Below are 22379 nucleotides of genomic sequence, written 5' to 3'. Positions count from 1 at the left end.
GTTTGTTTAGAGTACGAGCGCGTTGAAGTCTGCGACACTCTTAATCGTCGTTGCAAGTCGGTTCATTTCATGGAGACGATTTTGGCGAATGGCCTCGTCCTCACTCATGACCATTGTATGTTCGAAATACATCATAATCGGTGTTTCGAGCGTTTTAAGAAGTTGTAACGCTTTGTTGTAATCACCCGTTTGAACGGCCTTCATCGTTTCAGAAGCTGTCTGTTCGATTGCTTCGTGTAACGCAACTTCTTGATCATTCTCAAACAAAGCAGGGTCAACGTCACCCGATTCACCTTTTTTCGAGATGTTGACGACACGTGATAACTGTTCAATCAACGCTTTCGCATCGTTCGATACAAAGTCTTGAATCGCGTGGGCACGAGCATCCAAACGATCGACCGTAAGCGTTGTTGTCAATACAGCATCAATCACATCATAACGAACCTGTTGCTCTTGTAGGCGATATTTCAAGCGCAGTTTGAAGAATTCATCAAGTTGTGCTTTAACTTGTTCTTTATCGGCTTCATAGAGTCCTGCTTCTAGTTGCAATTCGACAACTTTTGAAAGAAGTTTGTCGATTGATAGGTCAATCTTCCAATCCCCAAGAATTTGAACGACACCTTGAGCTTGACGACGAAGCGCGAACGGGTCTTGCGAACCACTCGGAATCATACCGATTCCAAAGAATGCGGCAATCGAGTCCAGTTTGTCAGAAAGAGCGAGCACAGCACCTGTCGCCGTTTCTGGAGAGGCATCTCCTGCGAAGCGTGGCATATAGTGTTCACGGATTGCAGCCGCGACTTCCTTGTCCTCACCTTGCTGAAGCGCATACTTTTCACCCATGATGCCTTGAAGTTCTGTAAACTCGTATACCATTTGACTGACGAGGTCGAACTTATGAATCGCACCGGCACGATTTACTTTTTCGAGGTCAGCCTTAAATAACGGCGCAAGTTCTTGGGCGATTTTCGTCACGCGACGTGCTTTCGCACCAGTCGTTCCCAATTTTTCATGGAAGACGATGCGATCGAGACGAACGAGCTGATCATCAATCTTCGTCTTTTTGTCCTCTTCATAGAAGAACACGGCATCCGCAAGACGTGCCCGAATAACTTTCTCGTTACCGCGCGCGACATTCTCAAGATGGTCGGCATTCCCGTTTCGAACGGTAACGAAATAATTTTTTAACGTACCATCGATATAGACCGGGAAATATCGTTGGTGCTCTTTCATCGTCGTGATCAACACTTCTTCAGGCAAGTCGAGGTACGCTTCATCAAATTCTCCGAAGAGAGCGGTCGGCCACTCGACTAAGTTTGTTACTTCTTCTAACAAGTCGGCATCAAGTGGAATCGTCCATCCTTGTTTCGCGGCAAGCTCTTGAATTTGACGTTCGATTTCGGCTTTACGCGTCTCGTAGTTTGCCATGACGAAGGCAGCTTCTAGTGCTTCTACGTATTCACCAGATGAGTTGACGACAACGTCTCCTTTACTGAGGAAGCGATGACCTCGTGTCACGTTATTCGTTTTCACGCCTTCGATTGTGAAGTCGATGATGTCTTGACCAAAGAGGGCGATCAACCAACGAATCGGGCGCATATACCGTAGGCTGCTCGTTCCCCACTTCATATTTTTCGGGAACGTCATGCTACGGACTACGTCTTCAAGTCCGTTTAATAACGAAACTGTTTCATGTCCTTTTTCATGACGCTCTGCGAAGACGTACTCGACTCCCTTTTCTTCTGCGAAATAAAGGTCCTCTACCGTGAGTCCACGACCGCGAGCAAAACCTTGCGCCGCCTTTGACCAATTGCCTTCCGCATCTTGCGCAATCTTCTTGGCCGGTCCACGAAGGGTTTCTGTCAAGTCTTGTTGTGTTTCAGCTACATCCCGAACGATGACAGCCAACCGGCGTGGTGTCGAGTACACTTCGATTGAGCCAAAATCAACACGCGCCTCTTTTAAAAACGTATCAACACGTTCCGCCAGCTGTTTCTCTGAACGTAAGACATATTGAGCCGGTAGTTCCTCTAATCCAATCTCTAACAAAAGGTCACGCATTCAAGTCACCTGCTTTCTCTTGTTTCAAAAGTGGGAAACCAAGGCGTTCCCGTTCTTCAATAAATTTAGCGGCACACGCACGTGACATATTTCGGACACGTTGGATAAACCCTGTACGTTCTGTCACAGAAATAGCGCCTTTCGCGTCCAACAAGTTGAACGTGTGCGAACATTTTAAAATGTAATCATATGCAGGGAAGACAAGGTTTTCTTCAAGCGCACGCTTCGCTTCTTTCTCATACGTATCAAATAACGTGAACAACATATCGACATCAGACAGTTCGAACGTATATTTCGAGTGTTCAAATTCAGGTTGATAGAAGATGTCGCCGTATTTGAATCCATCTGTCCAAACAAGGTCGAATACACTTTCTACTTCCTGAATGTATGAAGCGAGACGTTCAAGTCCGTATGTGATTTCCACGGCAATCGGGTCACACTCAATTCCACCGACTTGTTGGAAGTACGTGAACTGTGTGATTTCCATTCCGTTCAACCAAACTTCCCAACCGAGACCCGCTGCTCCGAACGTCGGGTTTTCCCAGTTGTCTTCGACGAAACGGATATCATGCTCGAGCGGATTGATGCCAATCAATTCAAGACTCTCTAAGTACAGCTCCTGAATGTTACTCGGTGACGGCTTCATGATCACCTGGAACTGATGGTGTTGATATAGACGGTTCGGGTTTTCCCCGTAACGACCGTCAGCCGGTCGACGTGATGGCTCTGTATAACAAACATTCCATGGTTCCGGACCTAGTGTTCTTAATGTAGTCATCGGGTTCAACGTCCCGGCCCCTTTTTCTACATCGTACGCCTGCATCGTCAAGCAGCCTTTTGACGCCCAAAAGTTTTGTAGCGTGAGAATGATCTCTTGCATAGTCATGTGCTTCATTAATGACACCTCCAATAGTATTGAAACGACAAAAAACGCCCCTATGTGCCCAGCACATAGGGACGGGATTGATTCCCGCGGTTCCACCCTACTTGCCCCAATAATGGGGCCACTCTTAAAAGATGTGGGCGCTCTGGAATCGCCATTCACTCTTCTCATGACGCCCGGCTCACACCAACCCGGACTCGCTTCATTCATGACAGGAAGAGTTACTTTTTTCCTTCATCGCGCACGCTATTTCATTTGTCTAATCGTAACTCATCGTATCGGATTCACCTAAAAAAGTCAATCCTCATTCAGATGAAGTCGAATCATTTGGTCGAGTACTCGCTTCGTCTTCAATCGCAGTCCACTGTATGATTCCATATACGCATCAAAGAGCTGTCGTAAGAGAATTCTGGACTCATCAGACAATGGTACATTCCGAAACTCTGATAATTCGTGTTTACTCATCAGATAGAGCAATTTCGCAAGGCGCTCTGACAATCGAACGGCACCTTCTTCTTGATGTTTCGCACATAAAAAACCACCTGATGTGACAGAGAAGTACATAGGATCTGTCACATCGCCACATCGGACACATCCAGTCAGTACAGGAGACACCCCTAACAGATGTAACATCCTTAATTCAAAATGATGGGTGATTACATCGGCATCCATTCCTGCATTTAATGCTTGGAGTGCATCCTGTAAAATCCGAAACAGTGGACGGTTTTGGACACGATCTTCGACAGAACGGTCAACGAGTTCCAACCAATACATCGCATACGCCATGCGTTCCACATCTTTCCGGATCTCCGGGTATGAAGTGACGACATCGGACGATTTCAATTGCGCGAGCCCACGGCTGAATGGAAAGATGTAGACACCTTCCACGAACGGCTGACTCGAGGCATGAAACCGACTGCCTGGTTTCTTTGCGCCTCGCGCCATCATCGCGACTTTGCCAAGTTCCTCTGTAAACAATGTCACGACTTTATTCGATTCCCCATAATTAACGGTGCGAATGACAATTCCCGTGACTTTTTGTAACATGGCTTAATACTCGTCGTCGCGGAAACCAAGGTCACGGAGCTGACCCATTTTGTTACGCCAGTCTTTCTGTACTTTCACCCACAGATTTAAATAGACTTTCGTACCGAGAAGGGCCTCGATATCTTGTCGGGCATCCGTTCCGATTTCACGAAGCATGGCACCTTTCTTCCCGATGATGATTCCTTTTTGCGAATCACGTTCCACCATGATGACGGCTTCGACATCAATCATCTCAGAGTTCTCACGTTTCTTGATCGATTCAATGGCTACAGCAATCGAGTGCGGCACTTCATCGCGTGTCTTATGCAGTACCTTCTCACGAATCATCTCCGAGATGATGAATCGTTCCGGGTGGTCCGTCACTTGATCAGCTGGGTAATACATTGGTCCCTCAGGCAACAATTTCTTGATCTCACCTAAGAGTGGATCGACATTATTCCCTTGTAACGCAGAAATCGGGACATATGCCGCAAAATCCAGTTCATTCGTATATTGTTCAATCACCTTTGGAAGTTCATCCGGATGAATCAAATCGATTTTATTCATGACGAGGATGATCGGTGTATCAAGACCTTTCAGTTTCTCGATGATAAAGTCATCACCGGCACCACGGGGCTCTGTCACGTTCACCATGAATAGAATGGCATCGACCTCGCGAAGAGCGTTCGTCGCCACTTTCATCATGAAATCGCCGAGACGATGTTTCGGCTTATGAATCCCTGGTGTATCGATGAAGATGATTTGAGAATCATCCGTCGTGTACACACCTTGTACTTTATTTCGAGTCGTTTGAGGTTTATCCGACATGATGGCAATCTTTTGCCCGATCACACGGTTGAGGAATGTCGACTTTCCGACGTTCGGTCGACCGATGATCGACACGAATCCAGATTTAAAATCTTCTTGATACATAGTGCACCTGCTTTCTCCATTTCAGAACTATTAGTATAGCATGTTCCATAGCCGAGGACCGAATATTATGAGTGCCGTTACGGCAGCACCTGCGGAAGCGACCAATACGGACCCCGCGGCTACATCTTTCGCTTGCTTCGCAAGGGGATGGACGTCCTTTGTCACGAGATCGACCGTTCGTTCAATCGCAGTGTTCATCATCTCTAAACTGATGATGGCAACGACCCATATCAGTAAGATGACATTCTCGATTCGAGTCGTTTGTAGCCATATTGCAAAGGCGAAAACGAGTAACGCTGATATGAGATGTAGTCGCATATTTCGTTCTGTTCGAATGGCATGGAACAAGCCGACACATGCTACACGGAACGGTTTCACACGTTGCCTCTCTTCAATTCGAAGTGAGTGAGCACTTCCTCTTGTCTCGCGGTCATTTCCGCCTCTTCCTCAGGTGTCATATGATCATACCCAAGAAGATGAAGGAATCCGTGGATTGCTAAAAAGCCGAGCTCCCGCTCAAACGAATGACCATAGTCAGCCGCCTGCTCCCGACAACGTTCGACTGAGATGACTAAATCACCGAGAAGATGTGGTTCATCTTCATCGAGCACGAAATCCATCTCGTCATCCCCCATCTCATCAAATGCAAAGCTGATGACATCTGTCGGTGCGTCTTTGCCTCGCCACTCCCGGTTTACCTCATGAATTTCGGCATTCGTCAAATACGTGACCGACAACTCACTTGGTTCTTCCACCTCTTCTAACTGTGCGGCGTGTTGTAGAATCGACTCAACGAGTTCGATTTGAGATGTTGTTAACAATTCATGTTCATCGTTCGAGATGATTTGCATGTAGTTCTCCCTCTTTCTTTAATTCTGGGTATTCGATTCGTTCATGGAATAATCCGGTCAACGTCTCACAGGCACTTTCACCGACGCGCCAAATTTCTCGTGTCGTCAATTCACAGTCTTCAAACTGACCATCCGCCAACTTATCTCGAATGATGGCGCGAACGAGCATTCGAATCTTCTCGGGCGTCGGTTGTTTCTGTGAACGGACGGCCGCTTCAATCGAGTCGACAATCATGACGACCGCTGCTTCACGAGTTTGAGGCTTCGGTCCTGGATAACGGAAGCGAGACTCGACTACATCTTTTTCGTGATCTTCTTTCGCTTTCACGAAGAAATATTTTAATAGAGACGTCCCGTGATGTTGCTCGGCGATATCGATGATTTCTTTCGGCAACTTATACCGTCGCAGCAAATCGGCTCCATCATAAGGATGGGCCATAATGATATCCGCCGATTCTTCAGGTGTCAGCCGATCATGAGGATTCCCTCCACCTTGCTGATTTTCGATGAAATGAAGCGGACGCTCCGTCTTTCCAAGATCATGATAATAGCTCGCGACACGCGCGAGGAGACCATCTGCGCCAATCGCCTCACATGCGGACTCTGCCAAGTTCGCCACCATCATACTATGGTGATACGTACCGGGTGCCTCCATCAAAAGCTTACGCAACAATGGATGGGTCGGGCTCATCAATTCAACAAGTCGACCAGATGATAGGACGCCGAACCATGGCTCGAGGAAGGGTAAAAAACCAAATGTCAAAACAATCGACAATAGGGCGCTGATGACGGCAAATCCTGAAAGATACATCGCCATTTCCCAAGAAACTTGCACGTTCCGTAGTAAGAGTAAGGCAATCACCATGATGATGTTGACGAGACCGAGAAACACGCCCGATAAGAATAAACGCTTCCGCTGAATTTTCGGTTCAACCAAAAAGACGGCTAAAAAACTACCTGTCGCGACGTATACCAACGTCATGAAATTTGTGCTTTGTCCGAATGTGACGACGATACTCCCAGCAATCATTGTAATGAAAGCCGAAGCGAGAGCGACTCGCTCATCAATCAAAATGCGTAAGAGTAAGACGACAAACGCGGTTGGCGCCAAGATATAGGCATATGTCGTATAGTCGACGCCGATGTACCCGACTCCAAAGAAGATGCCAAGTTGTAACAGCAATAACCCATACACCGTCACTAAGATTTTTGGACTTAGCAACAAATCTTTAATCTTCGAGCGAATCAGCATGAATAAAAAACCGCCTGTTAATAAGGCACTTAGTAAAAACGATCCAAATAATGGAGCAAGAGAGCGGTTCGGATCAATGGCGCCTGATAATTCAAGCTTCCGGTACGTTTCCCGCGTGACAACCTCTCCCTGACTAACGAGGAGCTGCCCCTCCTGAATGATCACCGGGTCAACGGCATCCACGGCTTCCTGCTCTTTTTGACGTGTTGCTTCAGAATCGAACACGTAGTTCGGAACGATGAGCTCATCACTCAACGTCTTTGAGATCGCTCGAAATTCAAACGAGAGAGGTGATTGGTCGATAATGGCAGCGGCACGGTCTCGCGCTGCCGCGACGGCCTCATTGCTCGTTTCAATCCGATTATCCATCACTTGCTGTAATGCGGTCACAGTCACGTCCTCGACCGTTTGACGCGTATCTTCACTCGCTTCAAGAAGCGAATTCAATTCCTCATCAGCGAGTACCCTGTTCGCCTCTGTGGAATTTAGACGGTTTTTAATGTCCGCCAGTTCCGTGTCGTCATCTGTCTTGTCGAATGCTGCAAACAATTGCTCCACTTTCGCAATTTGTTGATCGGCAAACTCTTTTCTGAGAGAAAATTGACTGCCGACTCCATTCGTCACTTCCTGTTTCAACCGTTCGGTCGCGTCCCGATCTTCGACCGTGATCGGAGAACGAATGTCCTGCTCGGCAATTCCTAACGGTTCCACACTGATGATAGACGGGCGCACGGTAAAGTAAAGGATTGCCCCTAATAAGAGAAAGAAAATCAGCGAAATCATCGCGACTGTCCAGTTTTTAGCTTGTTGCATTCGTGCCCCCCCTTTCACGATACGATGACTTTTCCTGTAACCTTAAGTCAGGTCCGTACTATAGGCGTTGATGATTTTTTTGACGAGCGGATGACGAACGACGTCAGAGGCGCTAAAGTGTTCAAAATGAATGCCGTCCACGCCCTCTAACAGGCGTAACGCCTCCTGTAATCCCGATGCTTTGCCTTTCGGTAAATCGACTTGGGTCAAATCCCCCGTGACCACCATTTTCGATCCAAAACCGAGCCGCGTCAAAAACATCTTCATTTGTTCTTTTGTTGTATTCTGTGCCTCATCCAAAATGACGAAGGCATCTTCTAACGTGCGTCCACGCATATATGCGAGAGGAGCCACTTCAATCGTACCCCGCTCCAACAAACGGTTCGTCTGCTCTACCCCATACACATCGAATAGTGCATCATACAACGGGCGGAGATATGGATCTACTTTTTCTTTCAAATCTCCCGGTAAAAATCCGAGGTTCTCTCCGGCTTCCACTGCAGGTCGTGTTAAAATGATCCGTTTGACCTGACCTTCCTTTAAAGCGCGCGCCGCAAGGACGACAGCCAAATAGGTTTTCCCGGTTCCGGCAGGTCCAATTCCAAAGACGAGGTCCCGTCGCTCAATCGCACGAACATACCGGCTCTGTCCAACCGTTTTGGCCCGAATCGGTTTCCCCTTGTTCGTTGTAAAGACGACGCGCTCGTAGTGTTCGAGCAACTCATCTCCTTTTCCGACTTGGATATGTTGGATAACACTGATGGCATCACTTTCGTTTAGCCGGGCACCTTTCTTCACTAAGGTCTGCAAGGTGATGATCACTTGTTTCGTCAATTCAAGAGTCTCAGCCGTATCGGCTTGGATAATCAACTCCTCACCCCTTGGGATGAGTGCCACTTTCAATTCTGTTTCAATCGCTTGGAACACTTCATCTTTCGGTCCGAGTAAAGCTTGCGCTTCGTTCGCGTGTTCCATGACGAATGGTATTTTATCAGTCATAATCAATGGATGCATTGCCCCCTCATCAAAATCGGTTATTCCTCTTTTACTTTAGCACTATCACGCCTATCGTGAAAGAAAGACCGTGCAATTTCCATAAGCAAAAGGCAGTAACATGGCGTTACTGCCCTCCGTTCACTTCTTTCGTTTCGAGATTGGAGGTTGTAATACCTCACTCCAAATGACAGCTTCTCGCATTCGCTTTTTCGAAACGTTCAGTTGTTTCGGTTTCTTTTCCTGTGGAATCGGTGGAATTTTAACCGCTTGTTCAAATTGCGCACTCACTTTCGGCATGTCGACTTGTCGTTCACGGGAAACCGGTCGCTCTTCTACCGTTCGAGCAACTCGACGCCTCACCTTTTGTGGTGCGGGTTTTTCGTCAGAGTCGAATGCCGTTTCAATCTCTTTCATGACGTCCCCTACTGAATCTAAATAGCGTTTCAATTCACTACTTTGAGGACGCTCACCAGAGGAAGATGACTTTTCAAGCCGCTTCATCACAGCCGAGGCGATTCCGAAGGCGGCTAACAAGAGTACCCAAAGTCCATCCATATCAATCACTCACTATCTGAATCAGAATCAACAGGTGCCCCGATTGCTTTTCTCATCTCGGTATCTGCTTGTACGTTCAAATAATTCACGTAATCCATGACACCAAGTTTTCCGTTTCGCAACGCTTCTGCCATCGCGAGCGGAACTTCGGCTTCGGCTCCGACTACTTTTGCACGCATTTCTTCTACAGAAGATTTCATTTCTTGTTCGCGGGCAATCGCCATCGCACGGCGCTCTTCCGCCTTCGCTTGGGCGATTTTCTTATCCGCTTCTGCTTGGTCTGTTTGAAGGACCGCACCGATGTTCTTACCGATATCGATGTCGGCAATATCGATCGAAAGAATCTCAAATGCTGTTCCTGAATCTAACCCTTTTGTAAGGACAGTACGTGAAATCATATCAGGATTTTCTAACACGTGCTTATGATTGTTTTGTGAACCAATCGTTGAAACGACCCCTTCCCCGACACGGGCGATAATCGTTTCTTCCCCCGCACCACCGACGAGGCGATCAATGTTTGCACGAACCGTGATCCGAGCTTTCGCTTTCACTTCAATCCCGTCCATTGCCACACCTGCGATGAATGGCGTCTCAATGACTTTCGGGTTAACAGACATTTGTACGGCCTCGAGTACGTTACGACCAGCCAAGTCGATGGCAGCGGCACGTTCGAACGACAACTCAATATTCGCACGGTGAGCCGCAATCAATGCATTCACGACGCGGTCTACGTTACCACCCGCCAAGAAGTGACTTTCTAATTGGTTCGTATTTAACTCAATTCCTGCTTTGACCGCTTTGATCAACGGGTTCACAATTTTTGAAGGAATGACGCGACGAAGGCGCATCCCGATTAATGTGAAGATGGATACATGGACTCCTGCCGCAAACGAACTGATCCATAGTCCGACCGGTACAAACGTGAAGAACACAGCAAGGGCAATTAATCCTCCACCTGTAATGAGTAACGTTGTCAATATTTCTGGTGTCATTCTGTTACATCCTCCTTCGGTTCTATAAAGGTTCGAACAACAATCCGTCCTGAATCCACTTTATATACCTGAATTTTTGTATGCTGATCGAGATAGCCACCTTCTGTCACGACGTCGAGACGTTCACCATCGATTTCGGCAGTTCCGGCCGGGCGAAGTGGTGTCAAGGTGACACCTACCTTCCCAAGAAGCTGTTTTCGATCCTCGTGGGACAAGTAACCTTTTTCAGTCGATGTCGAGTCCGTCAAAATCAGCCCTTTATAAATGAGCGGTCGATTCGTACTCAAACGGCGATACGCCCAAAATCCGAGACCTGTGAGGACGGCAGCCGCCAAACCAAGCGAGAGCCATAACTGCCCGATTGTCGCACCTGCCATAATCAAACTGGCAACGACTGCACCAATCCCGAGCAAACCGAACAATCCAAACCCTGCTACGAACACTTCAATTCCAAGAAGGACGACTCCGACAAAAAAGACTGTCAGAATCACTCCGAGACCAAATGTCATCGTCTTGCTACCCCCTTCCAAATTCAAAGCTATCTCCTATCTCTAGTGTATACGAAACGAGAATGAATGTGGTTTCAGAATACGCAAAAAAAGTAGAAACTTTCGGTCTCCCGAAAAGTTTCTACTTTCTCATCAATTCGTCAATTGTTGTTTGACGATTCGGTTCACAAGACCACCGTCTGCCTTGCCTTTGACTTGCGGCATGACGACGCCCATTACCTTACCCATATCTGATGGAGCGGCTGCGTTCGTCTGGGCAATAGCCGCTTGGACGATGGCAGTCACTTCATCTTCTGAAAGTTGTTCAGGCATATAGGCTTCTAGGACGACAATTTCTTCTGCTACTTTGGAAGAAAGGTCTTCACGACCAGCGCTTTCGAATTCTCGGAGGGAGTCTCTGCGCTGTTTCATCTCTCGGTTGAGCACCGTGAGTTCCTCTTCCTCGGTAAGATCTTGACGACCTAGTTTGATAGCCTCATTTTGGAGCGACGCTTTGACCATTCGGATCGTCGTGAGACGATCTTTTTGTTTCGCGCGCATGGCTTGCTTCATGTCGTCCGTCAAGCGTTCTTGAAGACTCATGAGCCAACACCCTCTCTACAAATGAAACTGGAATCAGAATTTCTTACGCTTACGCGCAGCTTCTGATTTCAATTTACGTTTTACGCTTGGCTTTTCGTAGTGACGACGTTTACGAACTTCGGCAAGTGTGCCATCTTTCGAAACACCGCGTTTGAAACGACGAAGAGCGTCTTCAAGCGATTCGTTTTTACGGACACGAGTTTCCACTAGTTTTCCCTCCCTCCGAATTACACGACTAAGGAAACGTGTTTCACACGTCATATCATATTATAGTGAAATTAAGTCGTGTGGTCAACCACTTATTAATAGTCGCTGTCTGAACGACCGCCAGTGACGATTGCGATACCAGCTGATGCCCCGATACGTGTCGCACCAGCATCGATCATCGCTTTCGCACCTTCGAAGTCACGGACACCTCCTGAAGCTTTTACGCCGATGTCAGGTCCGACCGTCTCGCGCATGAGGCGAATGTCTTCTACTGTTGCGCCACCTGTCGAGAAACCAGTCGATGTTTTGACGAAGTCTGCTCCAACTTTCACTGAAAGTTCGGCAGCTTTTTTGATTTCTTCTTTTGTAAGCATGCATGTTTCAAAGATGACTTTGACGAGTGTACCGTTTGCCGCTTCGACAACCGCACGGATGTCACGCTCTACGAGGTCGTAGTCGCCATCTTTGAGTGCTGCGATGTTGATGACCATGTCTACTTCATCTGCACCATTAGCAATCGCATCTTTTGTTTCGAACGCTTTTACTTCAGGCGTGTTTGCTCCAAGTGGGAAACCGATGACTGTACATACTTTAACATCATCATCTGACTTGAGTTGTTCTGCAGCATACTTGACCCATGTCGGGTTGACACAAACGCTTGCGAATTTATATTCGAGCGCTTCTGCACAAAGTGTTGTAACTTGATCTTTTGTTGTTTCAGCTTTTAAAGCTGTGTGGTCGATATAACGGGCTAATTCCATTATTCATTTCCTCCTCTGACAAATAAGTCTGACATCTAACATATTACCATGTTTTTTCGAGATGTAACAGCTTTCAAATTCAAATCAACTGTCGACGTTTACGGGCGACGACCCAACTGTTCCAACTAAAGAAGAAAATAGCGAGCCAAATGCAGGTGAAGGCAAAGACATGATATGCCGTGAACGGTTCATGGTACATGACAACCCCGATGATCAAGCTAAGCGTCGGTGCGATGAATTGAAGAAACCCGACAAGCGTGAACGGGATATGTTGTGCCCCGTATCCGAACAGGAGAAGAGGTAACGCCGTGACCACACCCGTTCCAAGAAGGGCGATCCAAATGACAGGCGACATGTTATACGCAATATTGTCGGTGACAACTTGATTTCCGAGGAAGAGCAATGCCACCGGGACCACTGCTAGCGTTTCGATTCCTAGGCTGACCGTTGAAGCAAGAGGACGGCGCTTCTTCACCATGCCATAAAACCCGAACGTACTCGCTAAAATGAATGAAATCCACGGGAACGTGCCGTACCCTAACGTCAAGACGAGGACGCCGATTGACGCGATCCCAACGGCCATCCATTGGACTCGATTTAATGATTCCCGAAAGACAAGCACCCCTAACACCATACTGACAAGGGGATTGATGTAGTACCCGAGAGACGCTTCAATAATATAGCCGTGATTGACAGCCCATATGTAGACAAACCAGTTTGTACTGACAATGAACCCGTTTAACATGAACGCGTTTCGCGTAGCACGGTGTCGAAGAGCGTAACCGAATTCTTTCCACTGATTTGTCCATCTTAGGACGAGCAAAATAAATAAAAAGGACCAAACGATTCGATGCGCCAAGATTTGACCACTCGGCACCTCTTGTAAAAATTTCCAATAAATCGGAAGGACGCCCCACATGACGTAGGCCCCGATTGTCGTCCATACTCCCTTATTCACACGTTCACCCGCTCTCTTACAAGTTAAAGACAGTTTAGTCGATAAAAGACTCCCGATACAAGACTTTTGTCTCATGAAAAAAAGGCGCGAAATCGCGCCCTGACCGTTTACTGTTTCACTTGTTCAATTGCTGTTAATGATTGTGCCAAGTCTTCGATCAAGTCATCAATGTCCTCAAGTCCGACCGAAATACGGACGAGCCCATCGGTGATGCCAAGTTCTGCTCTGCGTTCAGCTGGAATCGAGGCATGTGTCATGCGTGCCGGGACACTGATCAAACTCTCGACCGCTCCTAAACTTTCTGCGAGCGTGAAGTATTTCGTCTTCGCGACCATCATTTCTGCCGCTTCCGCTGAACCGACATCAAATGCGATCATCCCACCGAATCCACGTGCCTGCGATAAATGAATCCGCTTCGCTTCCTCACTCGATACACTTGGGTGGAGCACTCGTGATACAGACTCGTTCGACTGAAGGAATTCGACCAGTGCACGTGCATTCGATTCAATCTCTTCCATCCGAACAGCTAGCGTCTTGATTCCCCGTACAACAAGGAAGCTGTCTTGTGGTCCAAGGACTGCGCCAACAGAGTTTTGAAGGAACGCTAACGCCTCACCCTGCTCTTCCGTACGTGCGACAACAAGTCCCGCTACGACGTCACTATGTCCACCTAAGTACTTCGTGGCACTGTGAAGGACGTAGTCTGCTCCGAGATCGATCGGATTTTGGAAGTAAGGGGTCATAAACGTATTGTCCACAACGAGTAACACATCTGCCTCGTCGGCAATCGTACGCATCGCCCGAATGTCCGTCACGTTTAAAAGCGGATTGGTCGGCGTCTCGACATAAATCATCTTCGTGTTCGCTTGAAGCGCATTCCGAACCGCTGCTTCATCGGATGTATCGACAAAAGTTGCTTCCAAGCCTCGTGACTGAAATACTCGATTGAATACACGGTACGTTCCTCCATATACATCAGACCCGACGATGACGTGATCTCCAGATTTCAATAACATAAGCACCGTCGAGATGGCTGCCATCCCAGATCCGAATGCAAAACCTTGTACGCCGCCTTCGATATCGGCAATCAATGTCTCTAATGCCGTCCGAGTCGGGTTTGCTGATCGTGAGTACTCGTACCCTTCTCGCAAGTTGCCAATCCCGTCTTGCTTATACGTGCTCGTTTGATAAATCGGTGGCGTGACGGCCCCTGTCAACGGGTCCGTCGTTTTACCGCCGTGAATGAGTGCTGTCTTTGTACGCATGTTCTGCCTCCTTGACAATTCCTTGACTTAAATATCGTTCTGCACTATCAGGCAAGATGGTGACAATCGTGCCTTCCGTCAATTGATTCGCTTCTTTTACACATGCTGCAATGGCAGCGCCTGAAGAACTACCGATGAGCAAACCTTCCTGTTTCGCTAAATGTGCCACGTAGTAGAAGGCTTCCTCATCTGTAATGGTATGAATCGCATCGACGTAAGCCCTCTCCAAAAAGGGTGGCCATTTTTCAACGCCGATTCCTTCTGTTTTATGTGGTCCTGGTTCACCGCCATTCAAAATGGAACCGACCGGCTCCACGACGACAGTTTTCGTTCCAAGTGGCTTTAATGATTTGGCGACACCGGTGAATGTTCCACCTGACCCCGCTCCCGCTACAAATACGTCAATTTGTGGCACATCTTTCAACAACTCATGGGAGAGGATGTCGACGTAAGCATCCGGGTTGTCGGGATTCGAGAACTGTTCTGGGACATAGGCGTCATGTTCTTTAGCCAACTCAATGGCATGTGCGATTGCGCCCTTCATGCCGAGTTCGGTCGGCGTGTTGACGACGGTCGCTCCAAGCAGTCGCATCAACGCCTGCTTCTCTTGACTGAACTTTTCCGGGGTCACAGTGATGAGACGGATGTCATATCGCTGACAAGCGAGTGCAAGCCCAATTCCTGTGTTCCCGGCTGTCGGCTCAATGACCGTACCACCTGAAGCGATATCGCCACGCTCGATCGCCCGTTCAATTAAGTTCATCCCGAGTCGGTCTTTGACACTTCCACCCGGATTCATCATCTCGAGCTTCCCGTACACTTTGACATTCGCTGGTACAGGAAGCGATTGAAGTTCAATGAGCGGTGTGTCCCCGATGAGTTCATAGACGTCACGGACAATCATCTTACGCTTCGTCCTTGAAGACGATATGCCACTCGTCACGTTTCGCGAGCATGTCAGCAGCTAATTTCTTAGCTCCTTCAAAATCATGATGATTCGCATTCCCACATTGAACAGGGTTTTGCGCCGGTAGTTCTTCAGCGTTCATCGCATCACGCAGCGTCGCTTCCACGAGGTCAAGCATTCGTTCGTAGTTCCCATCATTGAGCATCGTCCAATAGAAGCCTGTCTGGCAGCCCATCGGCGAGATGTCGACGATGTCTTCAGAATGATCACGACTGTTCTCGGCAATCAAATGTTCAAGTGAATGAACCGCGCGCATCGGCATGAGTCCTTCGTTCGGTTGAATGAAACGAATATCGTATTTATAAATCGTGTCAGCCGTCCCTTCTTTCACACCAGCGAGACGAACAAATGGCGCCTGTACTTTCGTATGATCCAAGTTAAAGCTTTCAACATTATATGTTTTCATGAGTAATTCCTCCTCGTTATTTAGTGGCTATTACGAGCCAGACAAACTTGTTTTTCTGCGTCATCGTCACGTTGTATCCGTTCGCTTCTAACATGGAACGAATCGTTGACGTATATGGATAGTATTCACGATTTAAGTCTTCGACGAGGTCCGAGTACCCCTTCGTCGTCGCCCAATCAATGATGTCCTGACGAGCTGCTGGTGACTCAAACATCGTATCAAGCAACACGAACTTCGGATGTTCCCAGTCTTCGACATATTGACCGATCGCTGTGGCCTTTTCAGAATCTGTCAAGTGGTGAAACGCATATGACGATACGATCGTATCCACATTTGATAAATTCGGATAAGAGAGGAAATCGCCTTCGAGCACATCAATCTCTAGTTTCTCAACAGCAATCTGTCGCATTTCCGGCGAAGGTTCAATCGCAATCAGCGGATGCCCCTTTATAATTCGACTACTCAAGTTTCCTGTTCCGACACCAAACTCAAGTACCGTCCCTTCGACATATAGGGCAACCTCATCGAGCATTTGCTCATATCCGATGAACACTTCGTGATATTGCTCATCATGCCCCTCGACCGTCGTATCATAATCCTTTGCCCAATCCTTAAAGATATCCATGAATGGTAAGTTCATATCGCTACCCCAATCTTAATTCTTACTAATTTGATATGTTTTATTGGTATTTAACTTTAACGTTACATTAACAGGTTTTTTTATTCATTTCAAGTCATTCGCTAGATTCTCGCATTATATCTAGTTGGGTATAGGTCTTATGTGTTAGGTCTTTAGTAATTGTCAGAACATTAAAATTTGTGCAAAAACACTTACCTGTTTTACAAATAAACCCACTCTTTTTCATCTGATTAACGATATGATAGTTCTCAATGTGAGTTTATGCTTTAAATTTTACAGGTACTAACAAATTTTAGGGGGTCTATACGTTGTCACGAAAAAAAATCTATTTAAACGCTTCACTCGCCACATGTATCGCCTTGTCACCTGCACTGATTCAAGCTGGAACAACCTCTGTTTCAGCAGAAGCTTCTGTTAAACCGAAACTGGTTCTAGAGAAGAAACAGAAAAAAGTTCGCGTTGTTGTCGAGCTCGTCGGTGATCCTGCAATTGCTGAAGCCGCTCAAAAAGGAAAGAAATTTAACGAATTGACAAAATCGGAACAAAATAAGGCACAACAATCTGTTCAATCAGAGCAAAAACGTGCTAAATCAGCCTTAAAGAAACAAGGCGTGACCGCTACACCGATTGAAGAATTCACGACCGTCTTTAACGGTTTCTCAACTTTCCTATCAACGAGTGAAATCGCGAAGGTCGAAGCACTTCCTGAAGTGGCGACTGTTCACATCGTCAACGAGTACGAGCGCCCTGAAGTCAAACCGGACATGATCACGAGTAATGGCATGGTTCAAGCCGAACAAACGTGGGGAGATTACGGGTTCGCTGGAGAAGGTACTGTCGTTGCAGTCATCGATTCAGGGATTGATGCCAACCACCGTGATTACCGTATTACAGATGCAAAAACAGCAGAATTGACAAAATCAGAAGTCAACCAGGCCATCACAGCATTCGGTCTCCCGGGTGAATATGTGAACGAAAAAGTTCCATACGCATATAACTACTACGATGAGAACGATGACATCAAAGACGATTCTCCTGGCGCTTCCATGCATGGACAACACGTTTCTGGAACGGTTGCCGCCAACGGTGACTTGGAGAACGGTGGAATCAAAGGAGTCGCACCGGAAGCACAAATTTTAGGATTAAAAGTATTCAGTAACGATCCGAACTATGCCTCTACATATGGAGATATCTACATCAAAGCAATCGATGATGCCATCAAACTCGGTGCCGACGTCATCAACATGAGTCTCGGCTCAACAGCCGGCTTCGTCGATGCCGATTCGCCAGAACAACAAGCTGTTCAACGTGCCGTCGACAATGGAATCTTTATGTCGATTTCTGCCGGGAACTCCGCATACTTTGGTCACGGATTCGACTTACCGACTGCTTCAAACCCAGATACAGGTGTCGTCGGGGCACCGAGTGTCAGCCAAGCATCGACATCGGTCGCGTCCCTAGAGAATGATCAAATTCAATTGGACGCATTCCGTGTTGGGGATGAAAAGATTGGATGGAAGAAACAAGACGGCCCTGCCTTCAAGGAAGGAACGTATGACCTCGTTTATGTCGGAGACGGACAACCGGAGAATTATGAAGGAAAAGACGTGAAAGGAAAACTCGTCCTCGCTGTTCGCGACGGCGGATATTTCTACTCGAAGATTCAAAAAACAGCTGAAGCACAAGGTGCAGCAGGTGTCATCGTACGTGGTGCGGTCGGACACGGTGATTATGTCTCGATGGCTCTCGATCAACCTCAAATCCCGATGGCTTCACTCAGCATTCAGGATGGAAATGAACTGAAAGACAAATTAGCTGAAGGTCCTCTTCAATTAACGTTTGCCGGTGACCGAATCAGCGTCAACAACCGGTCTGCCGGGGCGATGTCTGATTTCACATCGTGGGGCGTCACACCGAACCTTGATTTCAAACCGGAGCTTTCGGCACCAGGCGGACAAATTTTCTCAACGTTTAACGATAACCAATACGGGTTGATGAGCGGAACGTCAATGGCAGCACCACACGTTGCCGGAGGGGCGGCCCTTGTCTTAGAACGTGTGGATCGTGACTTCAAATTAAGTGGAAAGGCACGCGTTACGATGGCGAAGAACTTGATGCTCAACACATCGAAACCTGTCACGGATATCGGACCATATAACCAAAAGTTACAACAGTCACTCCCTTACTCACCACGTCGTGCCGGAGCTGGACTCATGCAACTGCATGCAGCCGTGACTTCACCGGCAGTGGCATATGAGAAGAAAACGAAAGAAGCGAAAGTTGCGTTAAAAGAATTGACGAAGAGTAAGGCATCGTTCACAGTCGTCGTCGAGAACCTCTCGAATGAATCGCTGACTTATGATGTGGCCGCATCGTTACAAACGGACCTCGCTGTCAAAAACAAAGACGGAATCGTTCAAAACGCGATGGAAGCTCAAGCACTCGAGCAAGCCATCGTAAAAATCAACGGATCGAATTCAAGTAAAGTCACATTGAAAGCCAAACAGAAAAAAGAAATCACTGTCTCAATCGATGTTTCGAAAGCAAAAGTCTTGAATCCAGAGACGTTAGAAGGCACAGTATCTGCCAAATCGGTCTTTGAGAACGGCTATTTCGTCGACGGGTTCCTTCGTTTGACTGACCCGAACGGCACAGACGGTCACCCATCTCTCGTCGTTCCATTCGTTGGTTTCGAAGGAGACTGGGGCAAGGCGCCGATCTTTGACGAAACCATTTATGGAGAAGGTGCATTCTACGGCGTGTCTGGATTGGTCGATGCAGAGGGTAACTACTTAGGTGAAAAGCTAGATGAGTCTGTGGCTCGTGAGGCGGTTGCCATCTCACCAGATGGAGACGGGTCAAAAGACACGGCGACTCCGGTCTTCTCGCTATTACGTAATGCAAAAGATATCAAATATCGTATTGTTGACTCGAAAGGAAACGTCCTTCGCACCCTCAAGATGGAAGACGAATTGACGAAGAACTACTTCGATGGTGGAAGTGGCGATTACTACTATTACGCAGCGGATAATGCTTGGGATGGAAAATTGAATGGGAAGATGGCGCCAAAAGGCACATATTACTATGAAATCGAAGCAAGCATCGACTACATGAAGAAACAAGCTCAATCGCTACGCATCCCTGTCAAAGTAGATTATACGGACCCACGCTTCACGCTTCGTTGGGACGACAACGTAGCAAGCGTCAAAGCGTCGGATGACTTTGCTGGAATCAACGGCATCGAATTCCTCATCAACGGCGAAGTTGTGAAGAAAGAAGCATCCGATACAGCGAACTACACACTCGATACACAGCTCGAACCAACGGACCAGCTCTCAGTTCGCGTGTCCGATAATGCCGGGAACGTGATCACTCGAAACGTCTCTACTGAAAACGATGCGACGAAACCAGGGATTTTTGTCGATGCACCTTTAGCATTGTCTCCATACGGTTCATCCCTCGTGCCGATCATCGGACAAATTAAAGATTCATCTGAGATTGCGTCATTCATGGTTGATGGAGTCGAGGTACCACTTAAATATGACACGACCGCTGACCAATACACGTTTAATACGACACGGAAATATAAAGACGGCTTCCATAAAGTTCGTTTTATGGCAGAAGACACGGCTGGAAACGTGACGAACTTCGTCCGTCCGATTTTCGTCGACTCCACGAAAGCCACGTTATCGGTTACGAACGTACCGAAAAACGTATCGTCTAAACAGAAGTCAGTCAACGTGAAAGTCAAGGTGACGGATAACTTTGATGAGATCAAGCTTCGTGTCAACGGGGACTTGAAATGGAGTCATACGTTGAAGGAACCGTATGCGATGCGTGCCTTCTCACGCACAGGAACCATCACACTTCCTGTTACAGCGAAAGGGAAAAACACATTCACATTTGAAGTGACTGACCTCGCTGGAAACGTGACGAAGAAAGTGATTACAATCAACAAAAAATAAACGACACAAAACAACGGATGACCTCATTGGGGTCATCCGTTTTCGTGTCGTTCATTCAGTTCAAGTGCGAACGAGATCGCAGACAATGCATAGAGTGGAGCGGTCTCAGACCGAAGGATACGTGGTCCGAACGCGCAAGCGACCGCTCCCTCCTGAGTCCAATGACTGATTTCTGTTGAATCGAAGCCACCTTCCGGGCCCGTGATGACGAGAAGACGCTGTTTCGCCTTCAGTTGACTCAACAGTTTCGCGAATGCAGACTGTTCCCCTTCTTTTGCCGACTCCTCATACGCGATAATGACGGCATCATAGGCATACATTTTCTGATGGAGCTCTTTCGGAGAGATATACGAGCAAGTCGGTACCACGGCACGATAGGATTGTTCAGCCGCTTCTTGCATAATCTTTTGAATCCGCTCCACTTTTTTCGGAGCTTTTTTTCCGTCCCACTTGGCAATCGAGCGGGTCGATTCGAACAATAACAGATGATGGACGCCAAGCTCCGTTGCTTTTTGGGCGACGAGCTCGACTTTGTCCCCTTTCGGGAGTGCGTACGCCAAAGTGACCTCGATTGGCAATTCCGTCGTCGACTGGCGCGATGACATGACTTTTGCTTCTCCGCTTTTTTTCTCAAGCGATGTCACTTCACAGGCATATTCAATACCTGTACCGTCCAATAAGACCATTTCATACCCGGGACCTTGTCGTAAGACTGTCCCGATGTGATGGACTATATCAGAGGGAAGTGTAACCGTGTCTCCTTTAAACGCTTCTGGTGTCAGGAAGTATCGTTGCATGGCTTATCCCTTCTTCGCGATAATCGCAACCCAGTCTTCCATCACACGCGTCTCTTCAATCTCGAAACCAGCTGCGACCAATGCATCCGTCACTTCAGCCCGCTTCTCTCCGATAATACCGGAAGTAATGAAGCGTCCACCTGATTTCGTGCGAGCATAGGCATCTTCGATGAAGAGGAGAATGACATCAGCGAGAATGTTCGCCACGACCAACTCATATTCTTCTTCCACACCTTTCAGAAGATCGCCCGTGTCGACTTGAACGAGTTCGCCTACTCCGTTCGTTTCCACGTTTTGACGAGCTGCTTCAACGGCGACCGAATCCAAATCTAGCGCCTTCACGCTTGTCGCACCAAGTTTTGCTGCCGCAATCGACAAGACCCCAGATCCCGTTCCGACGTCAATGACGTGATCACCCGCCTGGATATAGTTCTCAATCGCTTGAATGCAAAGCATCGTCGTCGGGTGAGTTCCAGTACCGAACGCCATACCTGGGTCAAGCAAAATCACGTTCTCTTCCGGCTGCGGTGTGTACTCTTCCCAGAGCGGAACGATGGTGAGCTGTTGTGAGATTTTGACCGGCTTGTAGTACTGCTTCCAAGAATGTGCCCAGTCCTCTTCATCAATTTCCGCGACCTCGACTTCCCCTGAACCGATATCAAGCATCTGGCGAAGTCGCTCAATTTCTTTTTTCAGATTCGACAGCACATCCTGGAAATCTGCAGAAGCCGGGATATAGGCTTTGACGTGCACTCCAGAGGTTGGATACGTTTCGCGATCTGAAACGTCCCAAATCTCTCCGAAATGGTCTTCTGCCATCATTCGGTCGAAATCTTCGACGTCTTCGATGACGACACCTTGTGCCCCCACTTCATGTAATAAATTCGATACGGCTTCTACCGCAAGTTGTGTCGTGTGGACACAAATTTCAGACCATTTCATCGCTCGTACACACTCCTT

The 22379-nt window shown here is 47.6% G+C and carries 22 protein-coding genes and 1 other annotated feature; of the genes, 1 reads left to right on the top strand and 21 read right to left on the bottom strand.

Annotated elements, in window-relative coordinates:
- Positions 1 to 6 precede the first annotated feature (6 nt).
- From glyS to KNO94_RS06195, 19 genes are all read right to left on the bottom strand, one after another.
- Positions 7 to 2061 (bottom strand): glycine--tRNA ligase subunit beta, encoded by a 2055-nt coding sequence (gene glyS / locus KNO94_RS06285; protein ID WP_214778258.1) that lies wholly within the window; start codon positions 2059 to 2061, stop codon positions 7 to 9.
- Positions 2054 to 2947: a glycine--tRNA ligase subunit alpha gene (gene glyQ / locus KNO94_RS06280; RefSeq protein WP_214775361.1), complete on the bottom strand. Its 894-nt coding sequence runs from the start codon at positions 2945 to 2947 to the stop codon at positions 2054 to 2056. The genes glyS and glyQ overlap by 8 nt, the downstream gene beginning before the upstream one ends.
- A gap of 64 nt (positions 2948 to 3011) precedes the next feature.
- Positions 3012 to 3191: a binding site (T-box leader), on the bottom strand.
- 50 nt (positions 3192 to 3241) lie between these two features.
- A complete protein-coding gene (gene recO / locus KNO94_RS06275; RefSeq protein ID WP_214778257.1) occupies positions 3242 to 3991 on the bottom strand; it encodes a DNA repair protein RecO in 750 nt (249 codons plus the stop codon).
- 3 nt (positions 3992 to 3994) lie between these two features.
- A complete protein-coding gene (era, locus tag KNO94_RS06270) occupies positions 3995 to 4903 on the bottom strand; it encodes a GTPase Era (protein ID WP_214741228.1) in 909 nt (302 codons plus the stop codon).
- 30 nt (positions 4904 to 4933) lie between these two features.
- Positions 4934 to 5281 carry a diacylglycerol kinase family protein gene (locus KNO94_RS06265; RefSeq protein WP_214778256.1) on the bottom strand — a complete coding sequence of 116 codons (348 nt, stop codon included), beginning with the start codon at positions 5279 to 5281 and terminating at the stop codon, positions 4934 to 4936.
- On the bottom strand, positions 5278 to 5754 hold the full coding sequence (gene ybeY, locus KNO94_RS06260; RefSeq protein WP_214741231.1) for an rRNA maturation RNase YbeY: 477 nt from the start codon (positions 5752 to 5754) through the stop codon (positions 5278 to 5280). The genes KNO94_RS06265 and ybeY overlap by 4 nt, the downstream gene beginning before the upstream one ends.
- On the bottom strand, positions 5732 to 7819 hold the full coding sequence (locus tag KNO94_RS06255; protein WP_214778255.1) for an HD family phosphohydrolase: 2088 nt from the start codon (positions 7817 to 7819) through the stop codon (positions 5732 to 5734). The genes ybeY and KNO94_RS06255 overlap by 23 nt, the downstream gene beginning before the upstream one ends.
- 42 nt (positions 7820 to 7861) lie before the next feature.
- On the bottom strand, positions 7862 to 8833 hold the full coding sequence (locus KNO94_RS06250) for a PhoH family protein (RefSeq protein WP_251125841.1): 972 nt from the start codon (positions 8831 to 8833) through the stop codon (positions 7862 to 7864).
- A 120-nt stretch (positions 8834 to 8953) separates the two neighbouring features.
- Positions 8954 to 9370 (bottom strand): hypothetical protein, encoded by a 417-nt coding sequence (locus KNO94_RS06245; protein ID WP_214778254.1) that lies wholly within the window; start codon positions 9368 to 9370, stop codon positions 8954 to 8956.
- A gap of 5 nt (positions 9371 to 9375) precedes the next feature.
- Complete coding sequence (gene floA / locus KNO94_RS06240; protein WP_214741237.1) at positions 9376 to 10362, bottom strand: flotillin-like protein FloA; 987 nt, start codon at positions 10360 to 10362, stop codon at positions 9376 to 9378.
- A complete protein-coding gene (locus tag KNO94_RS06235) occupies positions 10359 to 10871 on the bottom strand; it encodes an NfeD family protein (RefSeq protein ID WP_214778253.1) in 513 nt (170 codons plus the stop codon). Before KNO94_RS06235 ends, floA begins: the two co-directional genes overlap by 4 nt.
- 132 nt (positions 10872 to 11003) lie before the next feature.
- Complete coding sequence (locus KNO94_RS06230) at positions 11004 to 11453, bottom strand: GatB/YqeY domain-containing protein (protein ID WP_214741241.1); 450 nt, start codon at positions 11451 to 11453, stop codon at positions 11004 to 11006.
- Positions 11454 to 11486: 33 nt separating this feature from the next.
- A complete protein-coding gene (gene rpsU, locus KNO94_RS06225) occupies positions 11487 to 11681 on the bottom strand; it encodes a 30S ribosomal protein S21 (protein ID WP_029334745.1) in 195 nt (64 codons plus the stop codon).
- A 74-nt stretch (positions 11682 to 11755) separates the two neighbouring features.
- The gene (gene deoC / locus KNO94_RS06220) at positions 11756 to 12421 is read right to left on the bottom strand and encodes a deoxyribose-phosphate aldolase (protein WP_214778252.1); all 666 of its coding nucleotides are present in this window, start codon (positions 12419 to 12421) and stop codon (positions 11756 to 11758) included.
- 79 nt (positions 12422 to 12500) lie between these two features.
- Positions 12501 to 13379 (bottom strand): EamA family transporter RarD, encoded by an 879-nt coding sequence (rarD, locus tag KNO94_RS06215; RefSeq protein ID WP_214778250.1) that lies wholly within the window; start codon positions 13377 to 13379, stop codon positions 12501 to 12503.
- A 107-nt stretch (positions 13380 to 13486) separates the two neighbouring features.
- Complete coding sequence (locus KNO94_RS06210; RefSeq protein WP_214778248.1) at positions 13487 to 14644, bottom strand: bifunctional cystathionine gamma-lyase/homocysteine desulfhydrase; 1158 nt, start codon at positions 14642 to 14644, stop codon at positions 13487 to 13489.
- Positions 14610 to 15548: a PLP-dependent cysteine synthase family protein gene (locus KNO94_RS06205; protein ID WP_214778246.1), complete on the bottom strand. Its 939-nt coding sequence runs from the start codon at positions 15546 to 15548 to the stop codon at positions 14610 to 14612. Before KNO94_RS06205 ends, KNO94_RS06210 begins: the two co-directional genes overlap by 35 nt.
- 1 nt (position 15549) lies before the next feature.
- The gene (locus KNO94_RS06200; protein ID WP_214778244.1) at positions 15550 to 16017 is read right to left on the bottom strand and encodes an S-ribosylhomocysteine lyase; all 468 of its coding nucleotides are present in this window, start codon (positions 16015 to 16017) and stop codon (positions 15550 to 15552) included.
- Between the two features lie 16 nt (positions 16018 to 16033).
- A complete protein-coding gene (locus tag KNO94_RS06195; RefSeq protein ID WP_251125840.1) occupies positions 16034 to 16642 on the bottom strand; it encodes a class I SAM-dependent methyltransferase in 609 nt (202 codons plus the stop codon).
- Between the two features lie 323 nt (positions 16643 to 16965).
- Here KNO94_RS06195 and KNO94_RS06190 point away from each other — a divergent pair, with 323 nt between their 5' ends.
- A complete protein-coding gene (locus tag KNO94_RS06190) occupies positions 16966 to 20622 on the top strand; it encodes a S8 family serine peptidase (protein ID WP_214778240.1) in 3657 nt (1218 codons plus the stop codon).
- A gap of 32 nt (positions 20623 to 20654) precedes the next feature.
- On the opposite strand, the gene KNO94_RS06185 is transcribed toward KNO94_RS06190, so the two are convergent.
- Together KNO94_RS06185 and prmA are read right to left on the bottom strand one after the other, a co-directional pair.
- Positions 20655 to 21419, bottom strand: coding sequence for a 16S rRNA (uracil(1498)-N(3))-methyltransferase (locus KNO94_RS06185; RefSeq protein ID WP_214778238.1), 765 nt, complete (start codon positions 21417 to 21419; stop codon positions 20655 to 20657).
- A 3-nt stretch (positions 21420 to 21422) separates the two neighbouring features.
- On the bottom strand, positions 21423 to 22361 hold the full coding sequence (gene prmA, locus KNO94_RS06180) for a 50S ribosomal protein L11 methyltransferase (RefSeq protein WP_214778236.1): 939 nt from the start codon (positions 22359 to 22361) through the stop codon (positions 21423 to 21425).
- Positions 22362 to 22379: the final 18 nt, after the last annotated feature.

The sequence above is a fragment of the Exiguobacterium sp. s22 genome (assembly GCF_018617455.1).
Lineage (GTDB): Bacteria > Bacillota > Bacilli > Exiguobacteriales > Exiguobacteriaceae > Exiguobacterium.
The sequence above is the reverse complement of the archived record's forward strand: the minus strand, read 5'-3'. Positions and strand labels throughout refer to the sequence as shown.

Coding starts and splice junctions, on each gene's coding strand:
- KNO94_RS06245 (WP_214778254.1), bottom strand. CDS start 9,370: ATGGATGGACTTTGGGTACTCTTGTTAGCCGCCTTCGGAATCGCCTCG.
- prmA (WP_214778236.1), bottom strand. CDS start 22,361: ATGAAATGGTCTGAAATTTGTGTCCACACGACACAACTTGCGGTAGAA.
- era (WP_214741228.1), bottom strand. CDS start 4,903: ATGTATCAAGAAGATTTTAAATCTGGATTCGTGTCGATCATCGGTCGA.
- deoC (WP_214778252.1), bottom strand. CDS start 12,421: ATGGAATTAGCCCGTTATATCGACCACACAGCTTTAAAAGCTGAAACA.
- KNO94_RS06185 (WP_214778238.1), bottom strand. CDS start 21,419: ATGCAACGATACTTCCTGACACCAGAAGCGTTTAAAGGAGACACGGTT.
- glyQ (WP_214775361.1), bottom strand. CDS start 2,947: ATGACTATGCAAGAGATCATTCTCACGCTACAAAACTTTTGGGCGTCA.
- glyS (WP_214778258.1), bottom strand. CDS start 2,061: ATGCGTGACCTTTTGTTAGAGATTGGATTAGAGGAACTACCGGCTCAA.
- KNO94_RS06255 (WP_214778255.1), bottom strand. CDS start 7,819: ATGCAACAAGCTAAAAACTGGACAGTCGCGATGATTTCGCTGATTTTC.
- KNO94_RS06195 (WP_251125840.1), bottom strand. CDS start 16,642: ATGGATATCTTTAAGGATTGGGCAAAGGATTATGATACGACGGTCGAG.
- KNO94_RS06235 (WP_214778253.1), bottom strand. CDS start 10,871: ATGACATTTGGTCTCGGAGTGATTCTGACAGTCTTTTTTGTCGGAGTC.
- ybeY (WP_214741231.1), bottom strand. CDS start 5,754: ATGCAAATCATCTCGAACGATGAACATGAATTGTTAACAACATCTCAA.
- floA (WP_214741237.1), bottom strand. CDS start 10,362: ATGACACCAGAAATATTGACAACGTTACTCATTACAGGTGGAGGATTA.
- KNO94_RS06205 (WP_214778246.1), bottom strand. CDS start 15,548: ATGATTGTCCGTGACGTCTATGAACTCATCGGGGACACACCGCTCATT.
- recO (WP_214778257.1), bottom strand. CDS start 3,991: ATGTTACAAAAAGTCACGGGAATTGTCATTCGCACCGTTAATTATGGG.
- KNO94_RS06210 (WP_214778248.1), bottom strand. CDS start 14,644: ATGCGTACAAAGACAGCACTCATTCACGGCGGTAAAACGACGGACCCG.
- KNO94_RS06230 (WP_214741241.1), bottom strand. CDS start 11,453: ATGAGTCTTCAAGAACGCTTGACGGACGACATGAAGCAAGCCATGCGC.
- KNO94_RS06200 (WP_214778244.1), bottom strand. CDS start 16,017: ATGAAAACATATAATGTTGAAAGCTTTAACTTGGATCATACGAAAGTA.
- KNO94_RS06250 (WP_251125841.1), bottom strand. CDS start 8,833: ATGCATCCATTGATTATGACTGATAAAATACCATTCGTCATGGAACAC.